The organism is Gordonia sp. 852002-51296_SCH5728562-b (genome assembly GCF_001665475.1).
Lineage (GTDB): Bacteria > Actinomycetota > Actinomycetes > Mycobacteriales > Mycobacteriaceae > Gordonia > Gordonia sputi.
This window is the reverse complement of sequence record NZ_LZMI01000101.1, coordinates 1-26,066: the sequence shown is the minus strand read 5'-3', so window position 1 is coordinate 26,066 and position 26,066 is coordinate 1. Positions and strand designations below refer to the sequence as shown.

The window sequence follows — 26,066 nt, the reverse complement described above, 5'->3', positions numbered from 1 at the left end:
ACCAGATGGGGGTTCATCGACGTGAGTCGGTGAGCCCCCATTCTGCTGCCAGGAGCTGGTGCGAGCGCAGTCGGTCGTCGAAATCGTGTGTGACGCTGGTGATCACGAGCTCATCGGCGCCGGTGACGCGTGCCAGCGTGTCGAGTCGTTCGGCGACGGTCGACGGCGAGCCCACGAACTGAGTCCGAATCCGGTCGTCGACAACCGCACGTTGCTCATCGGTCAGCGGCGCGGCGCTATCGGGATCGAGGTAGGGTTGCGCTCCCCGACCGGTCCAGATGTCGTGCACCCAGTGACCGTAGGTCGACGCGAGATGCGTTGCGGTCGAATCATCTTCGGCAACGACGACGTCTGCGGACACCACCACGTACGGCTCGGACAGTCGGGCCGACGGACGGAAGTTGGCCCGGTAGGCTTCGACCGCCTCGAGAACCGTTGCGGGACTGACGTGATAGTTCGCGACGAACGGTAGACCCTCAGCACCTGCGACCTGCGCGCTCTGCCCCTTGCTGCTACCGAACACCCAGACCTCGACGTCGGCGTGTTCGCCTGGGACAGCGTGCAATTCGACGTCTCCGACGCGCAGCCCTCCGTCCAGCAACGCGAGGATGTCGGACACGGCGTCGGCGAAGTCGGGTTGCGCGGCGCCCTCGAACTCCAGTGCCGCTGCGGTGGCACCGATCAGCGGTGACGACAGAATGCCCGCGAGGACGAATGGTTCGGGTAGGAGCAGGCCGTCGACGACGCGTTCGGGTTCGGCCGCGGGTGGCGGCCCCTTCGGCCCCTTGGGCGCAGCCGCCGCCGCGGCGAGTGCTTCGGTGCGCCGTTGCCCCGACCGCCCGAGCCCGAGGTCGAGGCGGCCGGGAAACACGGCGTCGATGGTGCCGAACGCCTCGACGACCGACGCCGCGGTGTGATGTCCGAGTTGCACTGCCGCACTGCCGACCCGAATCGATTCGGTCGCGGCAGCGACCAGGGCGATCAGCGTGGCGGTCGACGACGAACCGACCGAGACGAAGTGGTGTTCGGCGAGCCAGAACCGTCGGTAGCCCCACTCCTCGGCGGCGCGCGCCAGCGCGATGCTGCGCCGCACCGCCTCTGCGGGAGTCGACCCGTCACTGATCGGCGCAAGGTCGAGGACTGAGAGGGGCAGCGGCGCAGTGCGTTCCGCGGTCATCGGCGGGCGCGCTGGGGGTTGGTGTGAGCGGTCTGTGTGCCGACGCTCGGGTCGACGTCGCCGAATCCGGGGTAGTAGGCCGCCGACGATTCGGGCGTCAGGCCGGCGGCTCCGCGCAACAGCATCTGGTGATGCGCGTCGACCATCTGCGACAACACACCTACCTTGGACAACCAGCTCATCGTCACTCCCGCAGCTCGAATTTCGGCAGCTCTGTTCCCAGTCCGCAATGTCCCAGTAAGCACCCGATCGCCGATAGGGAGAACGGTTGCGCTCACGCTGATCTTTTGGCCGCGGTCGGGAAGAGGCCCGAGCGGGCCGACCGTTGAGACGAGTCGTGAGTGAATCAACGCTGTCGTTGGCCATCGGACTGCGTGGCGCCGGTCGACATCCGGCCGCCTGGCGAGACCCGGAGGCCAGACCGGACGCACTGTTCAGCGCGAGCTACTGGCGCGACGCGATCGTCGCCGCCGAACGCGCGGGAGCCGATCTCGTCACCCTCGACGACGGATTCGAGCCTCGGCCGCTATTGCCCGGCGAGTCGTCGGCCGCCGCGCCGCCGTTGCGTACCGACCTCGTCAACGGCAGGCTCGACACCGTGCTGATTGCGGCACGTATCGCGCCGCTCACCCCGCGAATCGGGCTGCTGCCCACTGTGACGGTGACGCACACCGAGCCGTTCCACACGTCGAAGGCGATTGCCACGCTCGACTACGTCAGCGGTGGACGCGCAGGCGTCGTGCTGGCCGTCGACGATCGGCCCGAGAATGTCTCACTGTTCGGGCGTCGCGACGTCGAGGTGGCGTCGGATCGTGCTGCGCTGCACCGAGAAGCCGCCGAATACGCAGAGGTGATCGGCCGACTGTGGGATTCGTGGGAGGACGACGCCGAGATCCGCGACGTCGCGACCGGTCGCTTCATCGACCGGGATCGGTTGCACTACATCGACTTCGAGGGCGAGTTCTTCTCCGTGCGTGGACCGTCGATCACACCACGACCACCGCAGGGACAACCTCTCATCGCGACAACGGTCTCGGCGGGCGACCAGGCATCGCTCGAATTGCTCAGCGGCAGCGCCGATATCGGGTTCTTCACCAATCCGGATGATCGCGCGACTCTCGACACGGTACTCGCAGCGTCGGACATCAGTCGCCGAGAAGACCTGCGACTCTACGACGATCTCATCGTCTACCTCGATGACACACAGGCGTCGGCGGCTGGTCGTCGAGCGCAGTACGACGACTGGCTCGGCACCCACTTCGACGATGGCACACAGGAATTCGTCGGTACCGCAGCAGGATTGGCCGACCTCATCGAAGAGCGCGCAGGTGCGGCACACGGCGTCCGGCTGCATCCGGCCGCGATCGGGCACGACCTTCGCCTGATCGCCGACGACCTCGCGCCCGAGCTGCGTCGACGCGGTTTGATCGTCGACCCAGAGGCCAAAACCTCAGGAGCACACACCCTTCGGGAGACCTTGGGTCTGCGCCATCCCATCAATCGATACTCACGTACGACCGTGTCAGGCGGTGTCCGATGACCAAACAGGTACACCTCGCGGCGCACTTTCCCGGCGTCAACAACACCACAGTCTGGAGTGATCCCGCCGCCGGGAGTCACATCGAGTTCTCGTCGTTCACGCGCTTCGCGCAGACCGCAGAGCGCGGACTGTTCGACTTCCTCTTCCTCGCCGAGGGACTCAGGCTGCGCGAGCAGAACGGCAAGATCTACGACCTCGACGTCGTCGGACGACCCGACACCTTCACGATTCTGGCCGCACTCGCCGCAGTCACCGAACATCTCGGACTCGCCGGGACGATCAACTCGACGTTCAACGAACCCGTTGAGGTGGCAAGGCAATTCGCGTCGCTCGACCACCTCTCCGACGGTCGAGCCGCCTGGAACGTCGTGACGTCGTGGGATGCGTTCACCGGCGAGAACTTCCGACGCGGCGGATACCTTCCCGCGGATCAGCGCTACGTGCGGGCTCGGCAGTTTCTCGAAAACGCTGTGGAACTGTGGGATTCGTGGGAAAGCGACGACATCGTCGCCGATCGGTCCTCTGGCGAATTCCTACGCAGGCCCCATGCCGGACAGTTCGCGCACCTCGACTCGCAGTTCGACATCAGCGGCACGTTCGGGGTGCCGCGCAGCCCGCAGGGACGACCGGTGATCTTCCAGGCGGGCGATTCGAACGAGGGTCGGGAGTTCGCAGCCGCACGCGCCGACGCGATCTTCTCGCGACACTCGACGCTCGACGACGGCAAGGCGTTCAACGCCGACGTCAAGGGACGCCTCGCCGCACACGGGCGGACACCGGACGATCTGCTGATCCTGCCCGCAGCGACGTTCGTCGTCGGAGATACCGATGCCGACGCCGCCGAACTCGCGCACGAGATCAGACTCGCGCAGGTCAGTGGGCAGACAGCGATCAAATTCCTCGAGCAACTCTGGAACCGCGACCTGCACGACCACGATCCCGACGGCCCGCTGCCGAGCATCGACCCGCTACCCGGTGAGAACACCGTCGCGAAGGGTCGGGCCAGTGTGCGTATCCACGAGGACCCGCGCGACGTCGCAGCTCGCTGGCGCGCGTTGGCCGAGTCGAAGAAGCTCACGACGCGTGAGCTGATCATCGAGGTCACGGGGCGTCAGGCGTTCGTCGGATCGGCGCGCACCGTCGCCAACGAGATCAACCGGTTCGTGCAGGCCGACGCGAGTGACGGTTTCATCCTCGTTCCGCACGTCACTCCCGGCGGCCTCGACCGCTTCGTCGACGACGTGATTCCCGAACTTCAAGAAGTCGGCGTGTACCGGACCGAATATCCCGGTCGGACACTGCGTGAGAACCTCGGGCTCGCGGGGGTCGTCGCGGGTTAGGGTTTTCGTGGGTGTCGCGCCCGCGTGCACCGGCGACCACGCACCGACCACAGGGTCGGCGACGAGGGGAGATCACAGGTGGACGCAGTGTTCGGCACCAATCTGGCCTGGGGTGCGTCTTTCAGCCTCCTGGGGGTTGCGCTCATGGTCGTCGGGTTCGGTGCCCTCGACCTCGTGACTCCGGGCCGGCTTCGGCAGCTCGTCTGGGTGGACAACAACCGCAACGCGATGATCCTGACGACGTCGATGGTCGTCGGAATCGCGTTCGTGCTGGTCGCTTCGGTGGTCGACACGGTGACCCTCGTGTTGTGGAAGGCGCTGCTCTACACGCTCGCCTACGCGGTGCTGACCATCGCGGTGATGATGTGGTCGTTCGTGCTCATCGATTGGCTCACGCCCGGCAAGCTCGGGACCATCCTGCTCGAGAACGACGCGCATCCCGCCGGCTGGATCTCTGCGGCCGTGTTCGTCGGCGTCGCGGCGATGATCGGGACCGTGCTGATCGTCTGAGTGTTATTGACTGTCCGACAATAGGCGTTCTAGGGTGATGCGAGCTGTGACCGGCGACACCGTCGGCCATCGACCGTTCGCGACGCACAACCCGGGGGAACCATGACCGCCGCATTGATCGAAGAGTCCATCGACATCGACGCCACGCCCACGCAGGTCTGGTCCGTGATCTCCGACCTCGCCCGCATGGGTGAGTGGAGTCCGCAGTGCGCCAAGATGTTCATCATCGGCGGGCCGGTGAAGCTGGGCACCCGTACCGTCAACATCAACCGCCGCGGGCCGCTCGTCTGGCCGACGACGTCGAAGGTCGTGCGGTTCGCACCCAACCAGGAGATCGGGTTCCGCGTCGCGGAGAACCACACGGTGTGGAGCTACACCATCGAGCCGAACCAGTCGGGCGGCGTGACGGTGACGGAACGTCGCGAAGCCGCGGGCGGCAAGACCACCAAGGTGTCGTCGACGCTCGTCGACCTCGTCTTCGGCGGCTCCGACTCGTTCGAGGAGGAGCTCAAGGTCGGGATGGCCGAGACCCTCGGCAAGATCAAGCGCGCCGCGGAATCGAGCACCGCCCGGGCCGCCTGAGCGCCCAGTCGACGGGATAGAGCGCCCAGTCGACGCTCTCGAGCGCCCAGTCGACGGGATACAGCGCCCAGTCGACGCCCCAGACAGTCGAGTGGGCAGGCTCAGGTGCCGTCGAGCTTCTCGATCAGGGCGGGGAGGTCGGCGAGGGAGTCGATGACGTGGTCGGGTACCGGCCCGAACTCGTCGCGCTGCAGGGCGCGCAGGGCGTCCTCGCGGAACTTGCCAGTGCGCACCAGCACGCCCATGAGTGCGGCGGCCTGGGCGCCGAGGATGTCGTTGTGCATGTCGTCGCCGACCATCACCACCTGGGTCGGCTCGAGATTCATGAGTTCGACGGCGGCGCGGAAGCCCAGCGGCGACGGCTTGCCGATCGCGCGGATCTTTCGTCCCGAGGCCTTCTCGAGGCCCTCGAGGTAGACGCCGGTGTCAATCGAGAGCCCGCGCGCCGTCGACCAGATCATCGAACGGTGCATCGCGACGACCGGGGTTCCGGCGAGCATCTTCTCGAGCACCGTCGACAGCGCAGTGTGTGTGAACACGGGTCCGGCGCCGCCGAGAACGATGACCTGAGCTTCGTCCGGGTCGTCGGTGAGGGGCACGCCGGTCATGTCCTCGGCGATCGGTCCCTCGTTGAGCACCCAGGCGAGCTTGCCGGGATAGTTGCGGGCCAGGAATTCGGCGGTGAGTTTGGCAGCGGTGAGGATCTCCTCGGGCTCGACCTCGAATCCGCAGTTTCCGAGCGCCTCCGCAATCTGTGATCGCGACCGTGATGTGGTGTTGGTCAAGAACATTCGCGGGTAGCCGCGCTCGGAAAGTTCTTCGATCGCTTCGACGGCGCCGGGCAGCGCATGCCACGAGGTGACCATCACCCCGTCGATGTCGAGCAGCAGCCCCAGCGTCATGCATCGAATCTAGTGCCCGTCGGGCGCGAGCGCAGGACGGGCCCGATTCACATGGCATGCTGGGCCAATGCGTTCCGTCGCCGAGCATCAGAAGATCGTCAGCGAGCTGTTCGGACCTCCGGAAACCGTTCGCGTCGCGGTTGCCGATGCGCTGGGTATGGCCACCGTCGACGATTCCGTCGCGGCATTCGCGATGCCTGCCTTCGACAATTCCGCGATGGACGGATACGCGGTGCGTGCAACCGACATCGCCGGTGCCAGTGCTGCAGAGCCGATTCGGCTGCCCGTCGTCGACGACATTCCCGCCGGCCGCACAGGCTTGGTGACACTCGCGCCGGGCACGGCCGCGCGAATCATGACCGGCGCACCGATGCCAGACGGCGCCGACGCCGTTGTGCCGGTGGAGCTCACCGACGGCGACTTCTCGGTCGACCACGTGCCCGACTCGACGGTTGGGTTCAGCTCGAGCGTCGAGGTGGGAAAGCACATTCGGCGCGCGGGCTCCGACATCGCGCACGGCGACGTCGCGTTGCCCGCGGGCACGGTCCTCGGGGCGGCGCAGATCGGACTCCTCTCGGCGCTCGGCCTCGCCAACGTCGCGGTTGCCCGACGCCTTCGCGTGGTGGTGCTGTCGACCGGCTCCGAGCTCGTCGAGCCGGGAAAACCGTTGCAGCACGGGCAAATCTACGAATCCAACGGCGCCATGCTCACAGCAGCACTCACCGAGGCCGGCGCGCTGGCACGGCACATCCACTTCGTCCCCGACGACGTCGCGGACTTCCTCGAGCGCCTCGACGAGGCGTCGGCCGACGCCGATCTGATCATCACCTCCGGCGGCGTGAGCGCCGGGGCCTACGAGGTGGTCAAGGACGCGCTCGGCGGTCGATCTACCGAGCATGGCGGGCCGGTCGAGTTCGTGAAGGTGGCGATGCAGCCCGGAATGCCGCAGGGCTGTGGTCATCACCTCGACCCGGCCGGTCGTCGGGTCCCGATCATCACGTTGCCGGGAAACCCGGTCAGTTCGCTCGTGTCGTTCGAGGTGTTCATCCGCCAACCCCTGCGCGCGGCGATGGGACTGCCACCCGACCGTCCGCACGTCACAGCCACACTCGGCAGCGACATTCGATCGCCCGAGGGCAAGAGGCAGTTCATGCGCGGCGTCGTCGACACAGCGCGGCCAGATGCCGACGGGCGGCCGGTCGTCGAGCCGATCGGTCCTCCCGGGTCGCATCATCTGCGTTTTCTCGCGGGTTCGAACGCGTTGATCGACATCCCACCCGAGATCACCGCACTGCCTGCGGGTTCGGACGTCGACGTCGTCGTTCTGTGACGTCCGCGACCCCCGGACCCCACAGCCGCGGATGTCTGGCATCGCTAAGCTGTACGGACGCGACGGGCAATTCCGGCGCGACCGACTCGGGAGGATGATCAGGTGGCCAGGCGCCCGCGACCGGACGCATCAGCACAACATCCGGCAACCGAATCCGACGGTCCGATCCGCTCCGGCCTGACTCCGACGCACCTCGTCGCACTCGCACGCGAGACCCTTCCCCCGACCCATCCGGCGGGACTGCCGTTCGTCGCTGCGGCATCGGCGGTGGCGGTGTTAGGTCGACGACATCGGTGGGTTGCGGTGCCCGCAACCGCCGCGGCAGGAGCCTGCGCAGCCTTCTTCCGGCACCCCTCACGGGTTCCGCCGACCGAGCCTGGCGTCGTGGTGGCTCCGGCCGACGGAATCGTCAGCCTCGTCGACGACGCCGCCCCGCCGCCGGAATCGGGCCTCGGCGACCAACCCCGACCCCGCGTCTCGACATTCCTGTCGATCTTCGACGTCCACGTGCAGCGCGTTCCGATCAGCGGTCGGGTGTTGTCGGTAACGCATACGCCCGGCTCATTCGTGTCCGCCGATCTCCCGGAAGCGAGTTCGGCAAACGAGCGCACGACGATGGTCGTCCGCCCCGACGACGCAGACAATCCCGACGGCGCAGACAATCCCGACGGCGCACACGATCTTGGCGGCGCAGCCGATCCAGACCCGACACCCCGCGACTCCGACATCGTCGTCGTGCAGATCGCCGGTCTGTTGGCACGTCGAATCGTCTGCACCGCGAAGGTCGGCGATCACCTCTCCATCGGCGACACGTACGGACTCATCCGGTTCGGCTCACGCGTCGACGTCTACCTGCCGCCGGGCACGAAGCAACGCGTGTTGGTCGGGCAGCGCACCGTCGGCGCCGAGACCGCACTCGCGACACTGAACACCCCGGAAACCACCCGCGTCGGCGACGGCGGGTGACATGCCGACCAACAATCGTGCGGGCGTAGACCGCACCCCGCTGCACTACCGCAATCCGTCGATGAGGTCGACGCGTCGTCGTGTTCCTCGGCGCACGACGTCGAACGATGAGCAGAGCAGACTGCGGCGACAGGCGGCCGCGGGGCGGATGTTCGTACCGTCGGCGCTGACGATTCTCGCCATCTGCGCGGGGTTGACGGCGGTACGCGCTGTCATCAACGACAACGTCGACCTTGCGATGGCACTCGTCGTCGCCGCGGCACTGCTCGACGGCATCGACGGCCGCGTGGCCCGGCTGATGGGCGCGACCACCAAGATCGGCGCCGAGATCGATTCACTCGCCGACGCCATCAACTTCGGCGTCGTGCCTGCGCTGATCGTGTACCTGTATCTGCTGCAAGGTCAGGACCTCGGCTGGGGATTCGCGCTGATCTACTGCTGCGCGATCGTGTTGCGGCTCGCACGATTCAACACCCTGCTCGACGACACCGATGCCCCCGGCTACACCCGTGACTTCTTTGTCGGCGTCCCCGCGCCGGCAGCAGCTCTGGTGGCCCTGCTGCCGATCGGGCTCGCCCAGCAGTTCGGCGACGGATGGTGGACCTCACCGCTGGTCGTCGGATTGTGGTTGGTCGTGGTGGCGCTGCTCGCGGTCAGTCGGGTTCCGACGGCATCGCTCAAGACATCGTCTGTGCATCCGCGCAAGCTTGCGGGCCTGTTGATCCTCGTCGCGATCGGCGCAGCGTTGCTGCTCACCTACCCGTACGTGCTGATGATCATCCTGGTGGCGGCCTACGCCGTGCACATTCCGTTCGCGTGGCGCAGTCGACGCTGGGTGCAGGCGCGGCCGGAACACTGGGAGGCCCCGCCCGCCGAGCGCCGGGCCGAGCGTCGGGCGATCGCGCGTGGCCAGCCGCGCCGCGTGCTGCCGCCACGCAAATCGACCGCGCGACTCGGCCTGCATATCCCGGGCTCGGAACCCACGACCGCCCATAGTGTTTCCGACGCCGCTGCTTCCGACGCCCCTATTGCTGACGCGACTGTGTCCGACGTTCCTGTTGCTGACGTCCCTGTTTCTGATACCCCGGCCGGCGGTGACGCCCGATGAACGCGCAGCTCACGCTGACCGCGCGACTCAACACGTCGGCGGCCGATTCCCGACGTGGAATCGTCCGGGCGCATCCCGAAGCGCTGACGGCGCTCGGACTGCGTGAGTGGGACGCGGTGTCGATCACGGGTGCACGGGTCACCGCAGCCGTCGTCGCGGCAGCACCGTCGGGAACTCCGACCGGAACGCTGCTGCTCGATGACATCACGTTCTCCAATGCGGGCATCAAAGAGAACGCGTCCGTCGTGCTCGCCGGGGTTGCCGTGTCCGGTGCGGCGCGGGTCGTCTTGACCGGTTCGGCCGTTGCGAGTCGAGGCGTCGACGAGGCGACGCTGAGGCGTGCACTCCTCGGCAAGGTGTTGTCGGTCGGGGATGCGGTGTCGCTGCTTCCACGCGACCTCGGCCCCGAACTGACCGCGAGCGCCGCGACCCGCGCACTGACCCTGTCGGTCGGGATCACGTGGACCAACGAGCTGGTGACGGTCACCGCAACCGATCCCGGGTCGCCGGTCAGCGTGCAGCCGTCGACCGCCGTTCTCTGGGCGACGAGTGGCGTCGATACCACTCCCGGCGCCGTCGGTACGGAACCACGCGCTGTCGATACGAGTCGTGGCGCCCTCGGCGACAATCGAGGCGCTCTCGCAGAGAACCGTGGCGCCCTGGGCGCGACATCGGGTGCCGTCGGCGGGGTCGGGCGCGGCTGGCTCACCACGCCGCCGGGCGTCGCCTCGCCCGGGCACGTGGCGCGGCCGTCGTCGGAGTTGGTCGGCGTCGACGCACAGGTCGCGAAGCTCACCGAGTGGCTGAGCATCACGCTCGACGAGCCAGGCGTGCTGCGAGCACTCGGGGCCACTCCCCGACTCGGCGTCCTGATCTCCGGTCCGGCAGGTTCGGGCAAGGCGACGCTCGTGCGATCCGTCTGTGCCGCAAGGACATTGACGACGATCGACGGACCGACCATCGGATCACTCGAGGCGTCGGCCCGCCTCCGCGCGGTCAGCGACGCGGTCGCCGATCTCCGACGCTCCGACTCGGGAGTACTGCTCATCACCGACGTCGACGCCCTGCTGCCCGCCAAATCCGAGCCGGTCTCGACGCTGATCCTCGACGAATTGCGCGCGGCGATCAGTCCCACCGACGCGACGTCGACCTCCGACGACCACATCGCGTTGATCGTCACCACTGCCGAACCCGCGGGCCTCGACGAACGTCTGCGCGCTCCCGATCTGTGCGACCGCGAACTCGTCATCGGACTGCCCGACGCCGCGCGGCGCGCACGGATACTCGGGGTGATCCTCACCGGAGTCCCCACCGACGGCGCACTGAACCTCGACCACATCGCTGCGCGCACACCAGGTTTCGTCGCAGGCGATCTGGCGGCACTCGCCCGCGAGGCCGCGTTGCGTGCGGCTGCGAGGGCAAGCGCCAGCGATGCGACGCCCGCGCTGACCGATGACGATCTCGTCGGAGCACTCGACGTCATCCGACCCGTTTCACGTCTGCGCACACCCGAGGTGGCTGTCGGGTCCATCACCCTCGACGACGTCGGCGACATGACCGAGACCAAGCAGGCGCTCACCGAGACCGTGCTCTGGCCGCTGCAGCACCCCGACACGTTCACGCGACTCGGCGTCGAGCCGCCGCGCGGTGTGCTTCTCTACGGGCCACCCGGGTGCGGCAAGACGTTCGTCGTCCGCGCGCTCGCGGCGTCGGGCATGCTCTCGGTGCACATGGTCAAGGGCGCCGAACTGATGGACAAGTGGGTCGGATCGTCGGAGAAGGCGGTCCGCGACCTGTTCGCAGCTGCACGCGAATCGGCGCCGTCGCTGATCTTCCTCGACGAGGTCGACGCGCTGGCCCCACGTCGCGGCCAGTCGACCGATGCGGGCGTCGGCGATCGCGTCGTTGCCGCGCTGTTGACCGAGCTCGACGGCGTCGAACCGCTGCAGGACGTCGTAGTCCTCGGCGCGACCAACCGGCCCGACCTCATCGACCCGGCACTGCTCCGTCCGGGGCGGTTGGAGCGGCTGGTCTTCGTCCCGCCACCGGACGCGCGAGCCCGCGCCGAGATCCTGCGCACATCGGGCCGCAAGGTGCCCCTTGCCGACGGCATCGACCTCGACGCCCTCGCCGCCGACCTCGAGGGCTACTCGGCCGCCGACTGCGCCGCGCTGCTGCGTGAGGCTGCGCTCGCGGCCATGCGCCGAGACATCGACGCCGCGACCGTCACCGCCGACGACGTCGTCGACGCGCGCACGCGGGTGCGACCCTCACTCGACGCCGCGCAGGTCGAGGATCTGCGCGCCTACGCGGACCGGCGGAGTGAGTGAACAGCTGGGGCGAGTGAACAGCCGGGCTCGGTTGGTCTGGGTTCAACTGGTCTGGGTGCCGGCCTGCCCGGTCTGACCCTGCTGACCGTTCGGCGTCTGACCGTTCGGGGTTTGGCCGTTCGGGGTTTGGCCGTTCGGGACCTGGCCGTTCGGGGTCTGACCATTGGGCATCTGCCCGTTCGGCGTCTGGCCCTGCTGGCCGTTGGGGAGCTGCCCGTTCTGTCCCGTGCCGCCGTTCATGCCGGGCATCTGGCCCCCGTTCATTCCCGGCATCTGGCCGCCGTTCATGCCGCCACCATTCATGCCCGGCATCCCGCCACCGTTCATGCCGCCACCGTTCATCCCGGGGCCGCGCATCTGGTTCTGGCCCGACGAGTTGTCGTGGCCGACGACGTATCCGGCGCCGAAACCGAGCAGTCCGAAGCCCACGGCCAGTCCGATCCCGCCCGCGATGATCGCGTTCTTGACCTTCGGCGGCACCTGGTCGGCTCGCGGCCGTGCGGAATCAGCGGCCCCCGGCGCCTCCGCCTGCCAGGCCGACTGCCCGCCAGTGGGCTGCTCGGCAGCCGGGTACTCGGTCGTCAGGTTCTCAGTCGTCTGGTTCTCGGGACTCGTCGGGAACTCGGGGTTGGTCGGGTGTTCTCCGGTGGTGGGTGCAGACATCATTGGGGGTACTCCCTGTGTTCGGGTGCGTCGTCGACCAGCGCCGACGTTCGGCGCGTCCGCGACGCATCAACAGTGCCGTCCACGGTGCGTGGCATCCCTGGCGCCCAACTGCCCGCTCTCTGGCAATCGGCTGTGAACCTCAGGTCGTCGTGATCGTGTAGAACACCGACGACCCGCCAGACGCGGCGGCGGGGGTGACGCCCGCGCTCACCCAATACGTCGTGCCGCTCTTATCCGCTGTCAGCACCACGACGGACTGCCCGTTCTGCGACGTCCGTTGCGACTCGGTGTAACCCGCGTCGGTCAGCTTCTTGACTGCGGTGTCGAGGACGTTCGAATCGCTCGCGGGCGCCTGGACCGTCACTGACCAGCCCTTGCCCGCTGCGCCCGACGCACTCAGCACCGTTCCGTCGATGAGGGGTACCTGATCGGAGGGAAAATCAGACGGTAGTGCCACTCCCTTGAGACCGCTCTCCTCCTCGGACGCACAAGCGCCGATGACCAGCGCAAGCGCGCACGTCAGCAGAACGACGGTGAACCTGACTAAGCGCGACATGACTGCAACGGTAAGATAGACGAGCGGGCAGTTGCTCCGTGACACCCCGCCAGACGACGAAAGACGGAGTGCCCTTTGATCTCGGTGTTGGCCGCGTTGGCCGTGTGTGCGCTTATCGCACCCGCCATCGTTCATGCGCTCGGCACCAGGGGTTTCTACGTACTCGCGTTGGCTCCGCTCGGCGGACTGATCTGGGTTTTCCTCAACTGGCCGCACGCGCACGAAGCCCCTCGCGTCGAGACGGTCACCTGGGCCCCGACGCTCCAGATGGATTTCGTGATGCGTTTCGACACGCTCACGGCCATCATGTCGGTGCTGATCCTCGGTGTCGGGGCACTCGTGCTCTGTTACTGCGCCAATTACTTCGACGACGCTCGCCCACGGGTCGCCATCTTCGGTGGCGAGATGATCGCGTTCGCCGCGGCAATGTTCGGACTCGTCGCCAGCGACAACATGCTGATGCTCTATATCTTCTGGGAGCTCACCACGGTGTTGTCGTTCATGCTCGTGGGCTTTTATCACGTCCGTGCCACCTCGCGTAGATCCGCGACGCAGGCGCTGCTGGTGACCACTCTCGGCGGACTCGCGATGCTCGTCGGCATCATCATGCTCGGCGAACGCACCGGTTCGTATCTGCTCTCCGACCTCGTGGCGCACCCGCCGTCGAGCGGCATCTTTGTCGACGTCGCGATCGTGCTGGTCCTGATCGGCGCCGTCAGCAAGTCCGCGATCGTCCCGTTCCACTTCTGGCTGCCCGGCGCGATGGCAGCGCCGACGCCCGTCAGCGCATACCTGCACGCCGCAGCGATGGTGAAGGCGGGCATCTACCTGGTCGGGCGGTTGGCACCCGGCTTCTCGGGCCTCACCAGTTGGCAGGTCATGACGATCGGGCTCGGCTGTTTCACCATGCTGCTCGGCGGCTGGCGCTCGCTTCGCGAACTCGACCTCAAGCTCATCCTCGCGTTCGGCACGGTCTCGCAGCTCGGCTTCCTCTCCGTGCTGTTCGGCATGGGCGATGCGAACGTCGCGATGGCCGCACTGGCAATGCTGGTGGCGCACGCGATGTTCAAAGCCGCGCTGTTCATGGTTGTCGGCATCATCGACCACTCGACGGGTACCCGCGACATCCGCAAGCTCGCCCGCCTCGGACACCGTCTACCCGTCCTCGCCGTCATCGCCGCCATCGCGGGCGCGAGCATGGCCGGACTGCCATTCACCATGGGGTTCGTCGGCAAAGAGACCGCGTTCGCGTCGATCTGGGAGACCGGATCGCTGCAGCACTGGCAGGCCGAGACGGTCGACTACGTGCTGCTGGCGGGATCGATCATCACGATGGCCTACACGACACGCTTCCTGTGGGGCGCCTTCGGCCGCAAGGTACGCAGGCTTCCGAGCCGTGTCGTCGCACAGATGCATCCGCCGTCGGTCGCGTTCCAGACGCCACCCGCGATCCTCGCGGTGCTCGGCGTCGTCACCGCTTTCCTGAGTCCGCTGATCGGCGAGGCCTTCGAGCCCTACGCCGAGAGCCTGCCGTCGTACGGTCACGAGATCGAACACCTGGGCATGTGGCACGGCTTCGGCCTGCCGGTGGTCTTCTCGATCATCGTCATCGTCGGCGGCGCAGCACTGTTCCTGCTGATCCGACGCCTTCGCGATGTGCTGTTCCGCTACCGCCCGCTACTCAACGCCGACCGCATCTACGACGCGACGCTGCGCGCGGCCGACACACTCTCGCTGACGCTGACGCGCAACACCCAGCGCGGTTCACTGCCCATCACGCAGGGCGTGATCATGTGCACCGCGATCATCCTGCCCATCACGGTGCTGTTCCTCGGCTCACGCGATCGACTCTCGCCGCGCGGTTTCGACTCGTCGATCGAGGTGGTGATCGGTGGGATCATGGCCGCGGCCGCGCTCGCAGCGGTCCTGCTGCGTAACCGACTCGCGGCGACGCTGATCGTCGGTGTCACGGGCTACGGCTGCGGCGTGCTGTTCGCGCTCTACGGCGCCCCCGACCTCGCGCTCACCCAGTTCCTCGTCGAGACGCTCACCCTGGTCATCTTCGTGCTGGTCCTGCGCAAGCTGCCCGCAGAACCCGAACCGCGTCACGCGACGGGATTCAAGGCGGTTCGCGCGCTCATCGGCGCGGCGGTCGGTGTGAGCCTCGTGGTCATCGGGCTCTTCGCCGCTGCCGCGCGCAACTCACAGCCGGTCTCGGTCGACATCCCCGAGGCCGCATACGAGTGGGGACACGGCGCCAACGCGGTCAACGTACTGCTCGTCGACATCCGCGCGTGGGACACGATGGGCGAGATCAGCGTGCTCATCGTCGCGGCGACCGGCGTCGCGTCGATGGTGTTCCGCAACCGCAGATTCGGTGCCGCGCCACGTGTGTCCGACGCCGCACGCATGCTCGCGAATGGTCCCAACGGGGGCCACAACGGCCAGAACGACGAAGACGACGACCCGATCCCACCGGACCGCACGACGTGGCTGCGCGGCAGCGAGTTCCGCGACCCGCGCCACCGGTCGATGGTCTTGGAGGCGACAACCCGTCTGATCTTCCCGACGATGGTCGTGCTCTCGGTCTACTTCTTCTTCGCCGGTCACAACGCTCCCGGCGGCGGGTTCGCCGGTGGCCTCACGATGGGTCTTGCCCTGGTGTTGCGCTACCTGGCAGGCGGCCGCTACGAACTCGGCGAGGCGCTGCCCATCGAACCCGGCAAGTTCCTCGGTGCGGGACTGTTGATCTCCGCTGGCACCGCGGCGACATCGATGCTGCTCGGTGCGCCCGCGCTCTCGTCTGCGGTCCTCAAGGTCACGGTGCCGCTGCTCGGTGACGTCAAGATCGTCACCGCACTGTTCTTCGACCTCGGCATCTACCTGATCGTGGTCGGACTGGTGCTCGACATCCTGCGCAGCCTCGGCGCACGCCTCGACGTCGAGACCTCGATCCCGGCGGGCACCATCATGCGCGTACCCGGGGAGGTCAGCCGATGAGCGTCAACCTCGGACTCCTCGTCATCGTCGCGATCCTCGCCGCCTGCGGCTCGTACCTCCTGATGGAACGCAGCCTGATCCGCATGCTGCTGGGTCTGCTGCTCGTCGGAAACGGCATCAACCTGCTGATCATCACCCTCGCGGGTCCTCCGGGGAATCCGCCGATCCTCGGCAGGACGTCGGATCACCGCACGCACGACGCCGACCCTCTCGCGCAGGCGATGGTCCTCACGGCGATCGTCATCACGATGGGTGTTGCCGCGTTCATCCTCGCGATGGTCTACCGGCTGTTCGTCCTCAACCGAGACGACGACGACGTCGAAGACGACGTCGAGGACCTCAAGGTGCTCAACACCAGCCTGCAGACCGCACCCGACCGCGACCGCAGTGACAACCCCGAGACCGGCGCCGACACACCACTCGGCGACCTGTTCGACGACGAAGGCAACCCGCTGACACCCGAGGAGTACGCCGCACTGCACCGGACCAAGATCGAAACCGACCTCATGCCAGAAGACGACGACGTCGTCGACGAGGTCTCGCGCGAAGAGGATGAACTCGCCGAGGCCGGTCTCGACGTGGTCGACATGACGTGGCCGCTCGGCAACGACCTGCAGGATCCGGACAAGCCCTATCCCGGAACGGCCGACCCGCGTGATCCACCGCAGCCGGGAGACGATCGATGATCCCCCAGCCCTCGTGGATTCCGGTTCTCATCACGCTGCCGACCCTCGTACCGCTGCTCGGTGCCGCGATCACACTGCTCGCCGGCCGCAGCCCGATCCTGCAGCGCGCCGTCGCTCTCGTCGCGATCGGTACCGCGCTCGTCGCGTCGGGCATGATGCTCTACCTCACCGACGAACACGGAACTTTCTCCCTCCACATCGGCGGGTGGGGCTCGAAGGGGTACCCGAACGGTCCGCTCGGGATCACGTTGGTCGTCGATCCGCTCGCCGCGTTGATGCTGGTGGTCTCGACGGTCGTGCTGCTGTGCGTGGTGAGCTACGCGATCGGGCAGGGTATCCGCGACGGAACGTCGCAGCAGCCGGTGTCGATCTTCCTGCCGACCTACCTGATCCTGTGCGCAGGCGTCTGCAACTCCTTCCTCGCAGGCGACCTTTTCAACCTGTTCGTCTCGTTCGAGATCCTGCTGTCGGCGAGCTTCGTGCTGCTCACGCTGGGTGCCAGCGGCGAACGAGTGCGTGCGGGGGCGTCGTACGTGATGGTCTCGATGCTCTCGTCCCTGGTCTTCCTCTCAGGCATCGCATTCGCGTACGCGACGACCGGCACGCTCAACCTCGCCGAGATGGCGCTGCGACTCGACACCGTGGCCGACGGCACCCGCAACGCGCTCTACGCGGTGCTCCTCGTCGCATTCGGTATCAAGGCCGCGGTGTTCCCGCTGTCGTCGTGGTTGCCCGACTCGTACCCGACGGCCCCCGCGCCGGTCACCGCGGTGTTCGCGGGCTTGCTGACCAAGGTCGGTGTGTACGCGATCATGCGCACACACACGCTGCTGTTCCCCGGCGGATCCATGGACTCGATCCTCATGGTCGCGGGCCTGCTGACGATGCTGATCGGCATCTTCGGTGCGATCGCGCAGTCCGACATCAAGCGTCTGCTGTCGTTCACGCTCGTCTCGCACATCGGCTACATGATCTTCGGTATCGCGCTGTCGTCGCGACTCGGACTGTCCGCGGCGATCTACTACGTCGCGCACCACATTCTCGTGCAGACGACGCTGTTCCTGGTCGTCGGCCTGATCGAGCGACAGGCGGGTTCTGCGTCGTTGCGCCGACTCGGCGGTCTGATCGCCAGCCCCCTGCTCGCAGGACTCTTCCTGATCCCGGCGCTCAACCTCGGCGGTATCCCGCCGTTCTCCGGGTTCATCGGCAAGGTCGGGTTGCTCGAGGCGGGCACCCGTGACGGGTCGGTGCTCGCGTGGTTGTTGGTTGCCGGTTCGGTGATCACCAGCCTGCTGACCCTCTACGTGATGGCCCGCGTGTGGACCAAGGCGTTCTGGCGACCGCGTGCCGACGCCCCCGAGGGCGAGCTCGCCGACAGCGCACCGTCTGCCCTCATCGACGAGCGCGCCGACATCTCGTTCGACGACCGCGAAGACGTGGGCCGCATGCCGACGTCGATGGTGGTGCCGACCGCGCTGATGGTTGCAGCCGGTCTCGTGCTGACCTTCTGGGCGGGTCCGATTCTGCGCTTCACCGACAGCGCCGCCGACAACATCACCGACCGCAACAACTACATCGTCAGCGTGCTGGGAGGTGACAGATGACGGACGAACACCCCGAAAAGCGAGATTCAGGAAAGCAAGACCCCGCACAGCAAGCCCAGCGTCGCAGCTCCGGTGCGGTACGCGCGCCCGGAAAAGGGCCCGTGAGGTCGTTCCTCGTCAATGCGTGGCGCGTGTCGCTGCTGTTCATCTTCTGGAACACGGTCCGCGTGTTCGTGTGGCTCCGTGAACACATCCGCCTCCCCGGCCGCATTGCGGGCGACGGCCGTGAACTGGCCGTTCGACTCTGGGTTCTCGCCTGGCTCACCTTCGTCTGGGTGCTGCTGTGGGGCACGGTGTCGTGGGCCAACATCATCGGCGGCATCGTGCTCGCGCTGGTCATCTCCATCCTGTTGCCGCTGCCCCGGGTGCCGGTCGAGGGCCGCATCCACCCGGTCTCGGTGCTGTGGCTGGTCGCACGGCTGATAGTCGACTTCTTCGTGTCGAGTGCGCAGGTGGCATGGGCAGCGATCCGGCCCGGCTACCGCCCGCTCGGCGCGGTCATCCGCGTGCGGGTGGCAATCAAGTCCGACATGGTGCTCACCCTCGCCGTCGACTATCTCAATCTCGTGCCCGGCACCATGGTGCTGGAGATCGACCACCGTCGTCGGCTGATCTACGTGCACGTCTTCGACGTCCGCTCGGACAAGAAGGTGCGCGCGTTCCACCGGCAGATCGAGTTTGTCGAGCGGATGTTCATCAAGGCATTCGAGCGCGATAGCGAATGGCACCCGAGTCCGTACCACGGCATCGACGACGATTATCACCACGTACGCACCGCCGAGCGGGCGTCGATCAAAGCGGAGCAGAACCGATGAGCGTCGTCTGGGTGATCGTGGCCGCGCTGCTGCTGGTCGCTGCCGTGCTCACCGCTGCCCGTGCGCTGATGGGACCGACAACCCTCGACCGTCTCGTCGCGCTCGACACACTCATCGCGCTCGCGATGTGCGGTCTGGCCGTGTGGGCGGCCTACAGCGGCGACACCACCGTGGTGCCCGGCGTCGTCGCGCTCGCGCTCCTCAGCTTCGTCGGGTCGATCGCGATCGCCCGATTCCGAGTCCGGGACGATCAGACATGAGGGGGCAACGACCATGATCGTCGACATCGTCAGCTCGGTCTTCCTCATCCTCGGTGCACTGATGGCGTTCACCGCGGCGCTCGGGGTGTTCCGGTTCCCCGACACGTTGAGTCGAATGCACGCGGCGACCAAGCCCCAGACGTTCGGACTGTTGCAGATCCTCCTCGGAGCAATCATCCAACTCGGCGACAACGTCGACGTCGGAATGTTGATTCTCGCCGGCCTCTTCGCAATCATCACGGCACCGGTGATCGCGCATAGAATAGGTCGATTGGTATACCAGGAACAACGTGCCCAGGACGGATTGATCGCGAAAGAACGGATGGACCGGGGCGATATCGACTGATCTCGTCACAATCACCTGTGAAGCGTCGCTTCCTACACAGTGTTCGGTCACAATCATGTGGGGGGATTCGTCCTCGCGCCATCCGCGCGAACGATGAGCACACGCGGAGGTGAGGAGTGTCGTCGGTGGCGCAGCGGTTTGATCAGCGCTCGCTCGCGATGCTGTGCAGCCAGGTCGGCGCTGTCCCACTCATCGCATTCGGGCTCTCGTCGGATTCCTTCCTCATGCCCGGCACACACTGGGTATTGGTTCTCGTCGGGGTTTTCACGCTCTTCTCGGTTGCGCTCACGATCCGCGCCGGCAAGCTCACCGACCGGCAATTCACGCTCGACGGTTTCGGCGGAATGCTGGGCATCGCGGCTTCTGCGGCCGTCATCGCCGACGATGGCTCGGCGATAGCCGTACTCGTCCTGATCGCCGCGGTACCCGCCCTCACCGCCATGGCATCGCCGCAACGTCTCGTGGTCAGTTTCGTTGTCGCGGCAATGGCTCTCGCGTGCGCGGTCATGGCCGCACGTGCCACATCGCTGACCGCTCTGGCCGTCGGGGGTGGCGCGGTTCTGATGGCGATCGCGGTCCCGACGATCATGGTCACGATGCTGCGGCGCACCCTGATGTCGTTGCTCGCGGAGCAGGCGAGACTGAGCATCACCGATCCCCTCACCGGGGCCCTCAACAGGCGAGGCCTCTTCGACGGCGCGGCAGCGATGTTCCGCTCGGCCCACCGGGCAGGCAGAAGCATCGCGATGCTCGTCATCGACATAGACCACTTCAAACGCATCAACGACGCCCACGGTCACGCCGCAGGCGACGCGATCCTCGTCGATGTGACGACACTGCTGCGCGACAACGTCCCCGACGACGCTCTGGTCGCGAGAACGGGCGGCGAGGAGTTCACCGTGTTGACGATCGTCGACGACGAGGCGCAACTGCGCGACATCGCTGCACGGCTGTGTCTCACCGTTCACGCACACGCGGGAGTCACGATCAGCGTCGGCGGCGTGACCGCCGACCCCGAGGAACTCTACGACGACGACTCCGCACAGACGTCTCAAGGCCTCGACCAGCTCGTCGCTCCGGCCGACCACCTTCTCTACGCCGCAAAGCACCTCGGTAGAAACCGGTCGGTCGTCTCGTCTATCGCCGAATTCAGCTGGCGCGCCGCCGATACAGCGGCGACGCGGCCAGGTCCTGCGTCTACCCCTCCGGCCATCCCTGGTCCCAGCACACCGCGCGAACTCGCGGATGCCACCGCCATCAGCCGCGTGCGGACGAGAAGAGAGTCCATGATCGAGATCCTGCACCCCTACTACGACGCCGCGCGGATCGCGCAGCTCACCGACGCGTCACATCGCGAACTGGTCGACATGTGGCCCTCGGCGATCGAAGAACTCCGCGCGCTCGACGCGCTCGAGCACATCGAGCCGGGGTCCTCACCACACAGCCTCGTCGACTTCGACGACCCCGCCGTCGTCGACGACCACACACGGTACGTCCTGATCGACTGGCGCAACACTGTCGTCCGAATGCCCGACGCCGAACTGTTCTACAGACTCAAAACAGCGCGTAACCGATTCCTGCTCACCGGCTCCGAGCAGGAGAGGTGGCATGGCGCGACGGTCGCCGTCGCGGGCCTGTCCGTCGGCTCGTCGGCGCTGGCCTCGTGCGCGCTGACCGGTGCCCGCGATTTCCACATCGCCGACTCTGATCGCCTCTCACCGACCAACCTCAACCGCATGTCGGCGTCGATCTGCGACGTCGGACTCTCCAAGATCGACATCGCCGAACGCCGCATCCTCGAGGGTGATCCGTACTCGTCGGTGACCCGGTTCGCGCACGGCTACTCGACCGACGTGGCCGACGAATTCCTCGGAGTGGCGACGGGCAAGCCGGTCTCGGTGATCATCGAGGAGATCGACGACGTCGCGATGAAGATCGACATGCGTCGACGCGCTCGCGCAGCACGCATTCCGGTGGTCAGCGTCACCGACATCGGCGAGAACGTGATGCTCGACATCGAGCGATACGATCTCGATCCCGAGCACCCGATCTTCCACGGACGCGGCGAGAACTTCAGCCCCGCCGACGCTGCCGACCCGACGCAGCGACTCGACATGGCGATGGCGATCGTCGGCGACAATCTGACGTCGCGGATGGCGTTCTCCGCGGGTCAGGTCGGTCGGAGTCTAGCGTCCTGGCCGCAGCTCGGCTCGACCGCTGCGATGTCAGGCGGCCTCGCGGCCGCGGCTGCCCGCAACATCGTGTGCGGACGTCCGGTCGTGTCCGGACGCTACGTCCTCGACATCGAGCACATGATTCTGGCCGAGCGCGAATACCACGAGATGCAGTGGAACGAACTCACCCCCGATGTGTTCGCCGCGGTCTTCACCGAGAGCACAAACGAGCGACCGACGACCGGTAGGCCGCTCGCTTCCGAATAGCGTCGTCCGAATAGCGTCGTCGTAATCGCTCACGCGACATCGACGGAATCCGCATCGAATACGTGGGAGATTTGCCGGAATTCCGCGCACATTGTTCTCCACACCGCGGGTTCCGCATGACGCGCAAGTGCATCGCGGTCCCAGAACATGGCCTGCGTGCGATACCTTTCGTCCGGATACGGCGTGAACGGAATGCCGGTATCCACCCGACCGCCACCCGACTCCCACCTGGCAAGCACATAGTCGGCCGCCGTGGCGAGCATGTGTCGGGTGTCCGTCGCCGCCATCACGATCAACGGTGTGCGAGCGAGAAAGCCCGCGGCCGCCGCTGCGTCGACCGACGTCGGATCGACAAACGCCGATTTCACCTCGATCAGCCCTCCGGCAAGGCGCGCGCCGATCGCTCTGATCAGCGCCGACTGTCCCGGTTGACCGTCCCATTCGGAGACCGCATGCGACTGATGCGGCAGCGTATACGGCCCCTGAACCCGCAGCCCACCGACCACATCACCCGCGGAATTGATCACCGCGCAGAACACCGTAGTGCTCGAACCGTCGCAAATCGCGTCGTAGTCGAGTGCGTCGTCGACGCCACGCGCCGAGTACGCGGCGTGAGCGCCGTCGAGGTATTGGCGCCAGAGGTCGGGGACGATACTCGGCGATGCGACGATCATCCTTGCATCGCTGGTGACGTCGGAGACGACGATCGGATCGAGCAGGCCGGGGATGTTCGGGGCAGGGCTCGACAAGGGCAGGACAGCTGGCATGGCTGATTTCCTTCAGGGGGCGAGATGAGACGACCCTCTGATTGTGCCGGTTTCCTACCGGAAAGCGGCAAGTGAAATCAATTACCCGCGAGATCCAACGGCACACACTCCGTACGCAAATGACATTTTCGCAACAATTGTGAACGGCGCGCATTGTCACGCGCGCATTCTCAATCCAGTTCCGACACCACCGATGCAACCACGGCACGCATGTCGCCGGTGTGCTCGTGGACGCTGCGCTGTCGCTGGTAGCTGGCTCCGTGATCGACGATGTCGATCACGCGCGCGAGTTCGTCGATGCACCCGAGTTCCTCGGCGATCGGCTCAAGTCGTTTGAGCAACACGGTGAGGTCGTCGGTGACAAGCCGCTCATCGCAGTCGGAATCGAGAATGACGATGGCCTCGAGGCCGTAGCGCGCGGCGCGCCACTTGTTCTCCTGCACCAGCCACGGCGCCATATGCGGGAGCTCTTCACCCGCCGACAGCCGACGATCGAGATCGACGACGAGACAGTGGATGAGCGCGACGATCGCCGAGAGCTCCACCAGATTCGTCATCCCGTCGCACACCCGCACCTCGATGGTGCCCAGGTGCGGTGAGGGGCGGATGTCCCACCGGATCTCGTTGAGGTGGTCGATGATTCCTGTGGTCTTCTGATCGGCGACGAACGCCTCGAACTCGTGCCAGGTCTGGAACTGAAACGGCAGACCCGCAGTGGGCAACTGCTGGAACATCATGGCGCGGTTGCTCGCGTAGCCGGTGTCCTGACCCGACCACATCGGAGACGACGACGAGAGCGCGAGGAGGTGCGGATAGTAGTTGAGCAGCGACGTGAGAATCGGCAGCACCTTGTCGCGTCGGTCGATACCCACGTGCACGTGGACACCCCAGATCAGCATCTGCCTACCCCACCACTGGGTGCGATTGATCAACTCCGCGTACCGGTGCCCCTCGGTGAGCAACTGCGTCGACCACTCCGCGAACGGATGCGTTCCGGCGCCGTAGAGGTCGACGCCGAGTCTGTCGGTGACCGACCGCACGACGTCGAGTGTTGCCGAGAGGTCGTCGATCGCCTCACGCGTCGTCGTACTCACACCGGTCACCAATTCGACGGTGTTGCGCAGCAACTCCTTGTGGACCTTGCCCGCTCGGTCGGGGGCACGGCGACCGACCTCGGCGAACAGCTCTGCCGCCGAGTTCGACAGATCACCGGACACCTTGTCGGTGAGTGCGAACTCCCACTCGACGCCCAGCGTCGGCGTCGGCGAACCGGAGAACTCGATCGGGATGATCTTCGGCATCGATCAGGCCTTCCGCTCAGACCGGTGCCGGTCAGACCGGTACCGGTGTCGCGTCAGCCCTCGACGGAGATGACGCCGCATGCCAGGCGTGAGCCCGCGTCGCCGGTCTTCATCGTCTCGGCGTCGGGCACCGGTGCGTAGCGAGTCGGGATGTTCGCGAAGTTGTCGGGCTTCTCGTGGATGATGATCGACTTGCCTGCGACCTGATTGAGGTTCACCGAGTCAGTCGTGGTCACGGTCTCGCCGGTGCCGTCGGCAAGCACGTTGATGGACACGAGGTCGCCGCTCGAAGGATGACCGGTGTGACCGTCGACCTGCAGGTGGCCGCCCGCCGACGAGAACGGCGTCGAACCGCTCGCCTCGCACACACCGTTCTCGTGGATGTGCATGCCGTGGAAGCCCGCCGCGATGCCGTTGCTGACCTTCACGTCGACGCGCAGCGACGATCCGCTCGGCGTGAACGTCGCGGTGCCGACGGTCTGACCCTTGGTGTCCTTGAGTTGGGCGGTCGCCGACTCCTTGGCCGAGTTCGGGATGTTGTCGGCGTCGTCGACAGATCCGGGAGGTGCCTGATTGCCGGTCACGACCGACGGCGTGGTGCCGGGGGTGTCCGACCGTGGCTCGTCGGGAGTACAGCCGGCAAGTGCCGCGGCGATGGCGCCCGCAGCACCGAGCGCGAGCACGCTGCGCAGGGTCTTCGAGCCAAGTGTCGAATTGCCGGTGGTCATGAAAGCTCCTAGAGATCCGTTGGGCCGTCGAGTGAACAAAGTCGGGTGAAGAGTCTTGCCGTGCCAGAACTCATCGGGTGACCACCACCACAGCGATACCGTCCCGGCACATCGTGAACGACGACGGGCGCTGCTCGACACTGGGACTCGAACCCAGCGCGGTCGCCACCTTCTGTGCTTCCGCCTTCTGCGACGAGTCACGGTAGAGGATGGTGTTCTCGGTGAAGCTGCCGCCGTCGTAGTTGGACGGGCTGGACATGGTGAAGCCCTTGGCCTTGAGGTCGTCGGTGACCTCCGATGCCAGACCAGAGACCGACCCGGCGTTGATCACGCAGAGACGCTCGCTTGTCGAGGCGCTCGTGGCAGACGACGACGCGGGAGTCGACGTGGTGGCAACGCTCGCCTGGGCGTCGCGGAGGCCTTCTTCCGGACTCTGTCCCGACGTCGCAGCGGAGTGCCAGCCGAGTCCGACGAACACGACAGCCACCGCGAGGAGCAGCATGGCCCCGGCCCGCAAGGGAAGGCGATTGGGCTCGCGATCAGCATTCATCACCGATGACCTTAACGCACACGCGGCGGGCAACCGCGCTCAGCGCTACGTGATGTCGAAGCCGAGCCGCCGCGCTGCACGGGCCTTCTGACGCGATGCCCGCAGCCGCCGCAGACGCTTCACCAGCATCGGGTCGGCAGCGAGCGACTCCGGACGATCGACGAGCGCGTTGAGGACCTGGTAGTACCGCGTTGCCGACAGACCGAACAGCTCTTTGATCGCTTCTTCCTTGGCCCCCGCGTACTTCCACCACTGACGCTCGAACGCCAGGATGTCGTGCTCGCGTCGCGACAGACCATCCGGACCCACCTCGTGAGGATCGACGGATTGGCCGGCCGCACTCTGCGTTGTCGGTTCGGGTGCGTTCTCGGGTTGATCACCGTGCTTGCGACTACGCGCTGCTGCGCCGTCCATCTTGCTCCCTCACGCTCGCCTCCGGCCCTACCCGCGTCGGCTCCTCGACGGGGTCAATCGGCGTACCACTCCGGTGACAGAACTCGGGCTACGAGTGCGCTGACCGTCGAATGACACCGATGTGGTTCGTGACCATCTAACCACGCC

At 66.5% G+C, this 26,066-nt stretch carries 25 protein-coding genes; 15 read left to right on the top strand and 10 right to left on the bottom strand.

Annotation, left to right across the window (positions count from 1 at the left end; genetic code table 11):
* Positions 1-13 precede the first annotated feature (13 nt).
* Both A5766_RS17600 and A5766_RS17595 read right to left on the bottom strand, forming a co-directional pair.
* Positions 14-1,177, bottom strand: coding sequence for an LLM class flavin-dependent oxidoreductase (locus A5766_RS17600; protein WP_064905706.1), 1,164 nt, complete (start codon positions 1,175-1,177; stop codon positions 14-16).
* A complete protein-coding gene (locus A5766_RS17595) occupies positions 1,174-1,359 on the bottom strand; it encodes a hypothetical protein (RefSeq protein WP_064905724.1) in 186 nt (61 codons plus the stop codon). Before A5766_RS17595 ends, A5766_RS17600 begins: the two co-directional genes overlap by 4 nt.
* 155 nt (positions 1,360-1,514) lie before the next feature.
* Between A5766_RS17595 and A5766_RS17590 the strand changes: the two genes are divergently transcribed.
* The 4 genes from A5766_RS17590 (at position 1,515) to A5766_RS17575 (ending at position 5,149) form a co-directional block, all read left to right on the top strand.
* Positions 1,515-2,717, top strand: coding sequence for an LLM class flavin-dependent oxidoreductase (locus A5766_RS17590; RefSeq protein WP_064905704.1), 1,203 nt, complete (start codon positions 1,515-1,517; stop codon positions 2,715-2,717).
* A complete protein-coding gene (locus A5766_RS17585; RefSeq protein WP_064905702.1) occupies positions 2,714-4,057 on the top strand; it encodes an NtaA/DmoA family FMN-dependent monooxygenase in 1,344 nt (447 codons plus the stop codon). The genes A5766_RS17590 and A5766_RS17585 overlap by 4 nt, the downstream gene beginning before the upstream one ends.
* Before the next feature lie 78 nt (positions 4,058-4,135).
* Positions 4,136-4,567 carry a DUF350 domain-containing protein gene (locus tag A5766_RS17580; protein ID WP_005206677.1) on the top strand — a complete coding sequence of 144 codons (432 nt, stop codon included), beginning with the start codon at positions 4,136-4,138 and terminating at the stop codon, positions 4,565-4,567.
* A 102-nt stretch (positions 4,568-4,669) separates the two neighbouring features.
* Positions 4,670-5,149 carry an SRPBCC family protein gene (locus tag A5766_RS17575; protein WP_005206678.1) on the top strand — a complete coding sequence of 160 codons (480 nt, stop codon included), beginning with the start codon at positions 4,670-4,672 and terminating at the stop codon, positions 5,147-5,149.
* 101 nt (positions 5,150-5,250) lie between these two features.
* On the opposite strand, the gene A5766_RS17570 is transcribed toward A5766_RS17575, so the two are convergent.
* The gene (locus A5766_RS17570) at positions 5,251-6,051 is read right to left on the bottom strand and encodes an HAD-IIA family hydrolase (protein WP_005206679.1); all 801 of its coding nucleotides are present in this window, start codon (positions 6,049-6,051) and stop codon (positions 5,251-5,253) included.
* A 67-nt stretch (positions 6,052-6,118) separates the two neighbouring features.
* Between A5766_RS17570 and moeA the strand changes: the two genes are divergently transcribed.
* The 4 genes from moeA to A5766_RS17550 all read left to right on the top strand — a co-directional run bounded on the left by moeA (position 6,119) and on the right by A5766_RS17550 (position 11,785).
* A complete protein-coding gene (gene moeA, locus A5766_RS17565) occupies positions 6,119-7,381 on the top strand; it encodes a molybdopterin molybdotransferase MoeA (RefSeq protein ID WP_005206680.1) in 1,263 nt (420 codons plus the stop codon).
* 102 nt (positions 7,382-7,483) lie between these two features.
* On the top strand, positions 7,484-8,347 hold the full coding sequence (locus A5766_RS17560; protein WP_442902967.1) for a phosphatidylserine decarboxylase: 864 nt from the start codon (positions 7,484-7,486) through the stop codon (positions 8,345-8,347).
* Between the two features lies 1 nt (position 8,348).
* On the top strand, positions 8,349-9,455 hold the full coding sequence (locus A5766_RS17555; protein ID WP_442902966.1) for a CDP-alcohol phosphatidyltransferase family protein: 1,107 nt from the start codon (positions 8,349-8,351) through the stop codon (positions 9,453-9,455).
* Positions 9,452-11,785: an AAA family ATPase gene (locus A5766_RS17550; protein WP_064905700.1), complete on the top strand. Its 2,334-nt coding sequence runs from the start codon at positions 9,452-9,454 to the stop codon at positions 11,783-11,785. Before A5766_RS17555 ends, A5766_RS17550 begins: the two co-directional genes overlap by 4 nt.
* Before the next feature lie 42 nt (positions 11,786-11,827).
* On the opposite strand, the gene A5766_RS17545 is transcribed toward A5766_RS17550, so the two are convergent.
* Entirely contained in the window at positions 11,828-12,448 is a 621-nt protein-coding gene (locus A5766_RS17545; RefSeq protein ID WP_064905720.1) for a hypothetical protein, read from the bottom strand.
* 142 nt (positions 12,449-12,590) lie between these two features.
* Positions 12,591-13,007, bottom strand: coding sequence for a hypothetical protein (locus tag A5766_RS17540; RefSeq protein WP_005206686.1), 417 nt, complete (start codon positions 13,005-13,007; stop codon positions 12,591-12,593).
* 75 nt (positions 13,008-13,082) lie between these two features.
* Here A5766_RS17540 and A5766_RS17535 point away from each other — a divergent pair, with 75 nt between their 5' ends.
* The 7 genes from A5766_RS17535 to A5766_RS17505 all read left to right on the top strand — a co-directional run bounded on the left by A5766_RS17535 (position 13,083) and on the right by A5766_RS17505 (position 22,159).
* Positions 13,083-16,007 (top strand): Na+/H+ antiporter subunit A, encoded by a 2,925-nt coding sequence (locus tag A5766_RS17535; RefSeq protein WP_064905698.1) that lies wholly within the window; start codon positions 13,083-13,085, stop codon positions 16,005-16,007.
* Positions 16,004-16,693 carry a Na(+)/H(+) antiporter subunit C gene (locus A5766_RS17530; protein WP_064905697.1) on the top strand — a complete coding sequence of 230 codons (690 nt, stop codon included), beginning with the start codon at positions 16,004-16,006 and terminating at the stop codon, positions 16,691-16,693. The genes A5766_RS17535 and A5766_RS17530 overlap by 4 nt, the downstream gene beginning before the upstream one ends.
* Complete coding sequence (locus A5766_RS17525) at positions 16,690-18,297, top strand: Na+/H+ antiporter subunit D (RefSeq protein WP_005206689.1); 1,608 nt, start codon at positions 16,690-16,692, stop codon at positions 18,295-18,297. The genes A5766_RS17530 and A5766_RS17525 overlap by 4 nt, the downstream gene beginning before the upstream one ends.
* Positions 18,294-19,112: a Na+/H+ antiporter subunit E gene (locus A5766_RS17520; protein WP_064905695.1), complete on the top strand. Its 819-nt coding sequence runs from the start codon at positions 18,294-18,296 to the stop codon at positions 19,110-19,112. Before A5766_RS17525 ends, A5766_RS17520 begins: the two co-directional genes overlap by 4 nt.
* Positions 19,109-19,372: a monovalent cation/H+ antiporter complex subunit F gene (locus A5766_RS17515; protein ID WP_005206691.1), complete on the top strand. Its 264-nt coding sequence runs from the start codon at positions 19,109-19,111 to the stop codon at positions 19,370-19,372. The genes A5766_RS17520 and A5766_RS17515 overlap by 4 nt, the downstream gene beginning before the upstream one ends.
* Positions 19,373-19,385: 13 nt before the next feature.
* Positions 19,386-19,718, top strand: a complete 333-nt coding sequence (mnhG, locus tag A5766_RS17510; RefSeq protein ID WP_064905693.1) for a monovalent cation/H(+) antiporter subunit G — start codon at positions 19,386-19,388, stop codon at positions 19,716-19,718.
* Positions 19,719-19,843: 125 nt separating this feature from the next.
* Entirely contained in the window at positions 19,844-22,159 is a 2,316-nt protein-coding gene (locus A5766_RS17505) for a diguanylate cyclase (RefSeq protein ID WP_231894706.1), read from the top strand.
* Positions 22,160-22,188: 29 nt separating this feature from the next.
* Here A5766_RS17505 and A5766_RS17500 read toward each other — a convergent pair whose 3' ends face one another.
* From A5766_RS17500 to A5766_RS17480, 5 genes are all read right to left on the bottom strand, one after another.
* Positions 22,189-22,926 (bottom strand): hypothetical protein, encoded by a 738-nt coding sequence (locus A5766_RS17500; protein WP_005206694.1) that lies wholly within the window; start codon positions 22,924-22,926, stop codon positions 22,189-22,191.
* 170 nt (positions 22,927-23,096) lie between these two features.
* On the bottom strand, positions 23,097-24,227 hold the full coding sequence (locus A5766_RS17495) for a glutamate--cysteine ligase (protein ID WP_005206695.1): 1,131 nt from the start codon (positions 24,225-24,227) through the stop codon (positions 23,097-23,099).
* Between the two features lie 53 nt (positions 24,228-24,280).
* On the bottom strand, positions 24,281-24,955 hold the full coding sequence (gene sodC / locus A5766_RS17490) for a superoxide dismutase[Cu-Zn] (RefSeq protein WP_005206696.1): 675 nt from the start codon (positions 24,953-24,955) through the stop codon (positions 24,281-24,283).
* Between the two features lie 70 nt (positions 24,956-25,025).
* The gene (locus A5766_RS17485; protein WP_005206697.1) at positions 25,026-25,505 is read right to left on the bottom strand and encodes a LytR C-terminal domain-containing protein; all 480 of its coding nucleotides are present in this window, start codon (positions 25,503-25,505) and stop codon (positions 25,026-25,028) included.
* Positions 25,506-25,550: 45 nt separating this feature from the next.
* Positions 25,551-25,919, bottom strand: a complete 369-nt coding sequence (locus A5766_RS17480) for a DUF3263 domain-containing protein (RefSeq protein WP_005206698.1) — start codon at positions 25,917-25,919, stop codon at positions 25,551-25,553.
* Positions 25,920-26,066 lie beyond the last annotated feature (147 nt).

Coding starts and splice junctions, on each gene's coding strand:
- A5766_RS17600 (WP_064905706.1), bottom strand. CDS start 1,177: ATGACCGCGGAACGCACTGCGCCGCTGCCCCTCTCAGTCCTCGACCTT.
- A5766_RS17595 (WP_064905724.1), bottom strand. CDS start 1,359: ATGAGCTGGTTGTCCAAGGTAGGTGTGTTGTCGCAGATGGTCGACGCG.
- A5766_RS17585 (WP_064905702.1), top strand. CDS start 2,714: ATGACCAAACAGGTACACCTCGCGGCGCACTTTCCCGGCGTCAACAAC.
- A5766_RS17575 (WP_005206678.1), top strand. CDS start 4,670: ATGACCGCCGCATTGATCGAAGAGTCCATCGACATCGACGCCACGCCC.
- A5766_RS17570 (WP_005206679.1), bottom strand. CDS start 6,051: ATGACGCTGGGGCTGCTGCTCGACATCGACGGGGTGATGGTCACCTCG.
- moeA (WP_005206680.1), top strand. CDS start 6,119: ATGCGTTCCGTCGCCGAGCATCAGAAGATCGTCAGCGAGCTGTTCGGA.
- A5766_RS17555 (WP_442902966.1), top strand. CDS start 8,349: ATGCCGACCAACAATCGTGCGGGCGTAGACCGCACCCCGCTGCACTAC.
- A5766_RS17550 (WP_064905700.1), top strand. CDS start 9,452: ATGAACGCGCAGCTCACGCTGACCGCGCGACTCAACACGTCGGCGGCC.
- A5766_RS17545 (WP_064905720.1), bottom strand. CDS start 12,448: ATGTCTGCACCCACCACCGGAGAACACCCGACCAACCCCGAGTTCCCG.
- A5766_RS17540 (WP_005206686.1), bottom strand. CDS start 13,007: ATGTCGCGCTTAGTCAGGTTCACCGTCGTTCTGCTGACGTGCGCGCTT.
- A5766_RS17530 (WP_064905697.1), top strand. CDS start 16,004: ATGAGCGTCAACCTCGGACTCCTCGTCATCGTCGCGATCCTCGCCGCC.
- A5766_RS17525 (WP_005206689.1), top strand. CDS start 16,690: ATGATCCCCCAGCCCTCGTGGATTCCGGTTCTCATCACGCTGCCGACC.
- A5766_RS17520 (WP_064905695.1), top strand. CDS start 18,294: ATGACGGACGAACACCCCGAAAAGCGAGATTCAGGAAAGCAAGACCCC.
- A5766_RS17515 (WP_005206691.1), top strand. CDS start 19,109: ATGAGCGTCGTCTGGGTGATCGTGGCCGCGCTGCTGCTGGTCGCTGCC.
- mnhG (WP_064905693.1), top strand. CDS start 19,386: ATGATCGTCGACATCGTCAGCTCGGTCTTCCTCATCCTCGGTGCACTG.
- A5766_RS17500 (WP_005206694.1), bottom strand. CDS start 22,926: ATGCCAGCTGTCCTGCCCTTGTCGAGCCCTGCCCCGAACATCCCCGGC.
- A5766_RS17495 (WP_005206695.1), bottom strand. CDS start 24,227: ATGCCGAAGATCATCCCGATCGAGTTCTCCGGTTCGCCGACGCCGACG.
- sodC (WP_005206696.1), bottom strand. CDS start 24,955: ATGACCACCGGCAATTCGACACTTGGCTCGAAGACCCTGCGCAGCGTG.
- A5766_RS17485 (WP_005206697.1), bottom strand. CDS start 25,505: ATGAATGCTGATCGCGAGCCCAATCGCCTTCCCTTGCGGGCCGGGGCC.
- A5766_RS17480 (WP_005206698.1), bottom strand. CDS start 25,919: ATGGACGGCGCAGCAGCGCGTAGTCGCAAGCACGGTGATCAACCCGAG.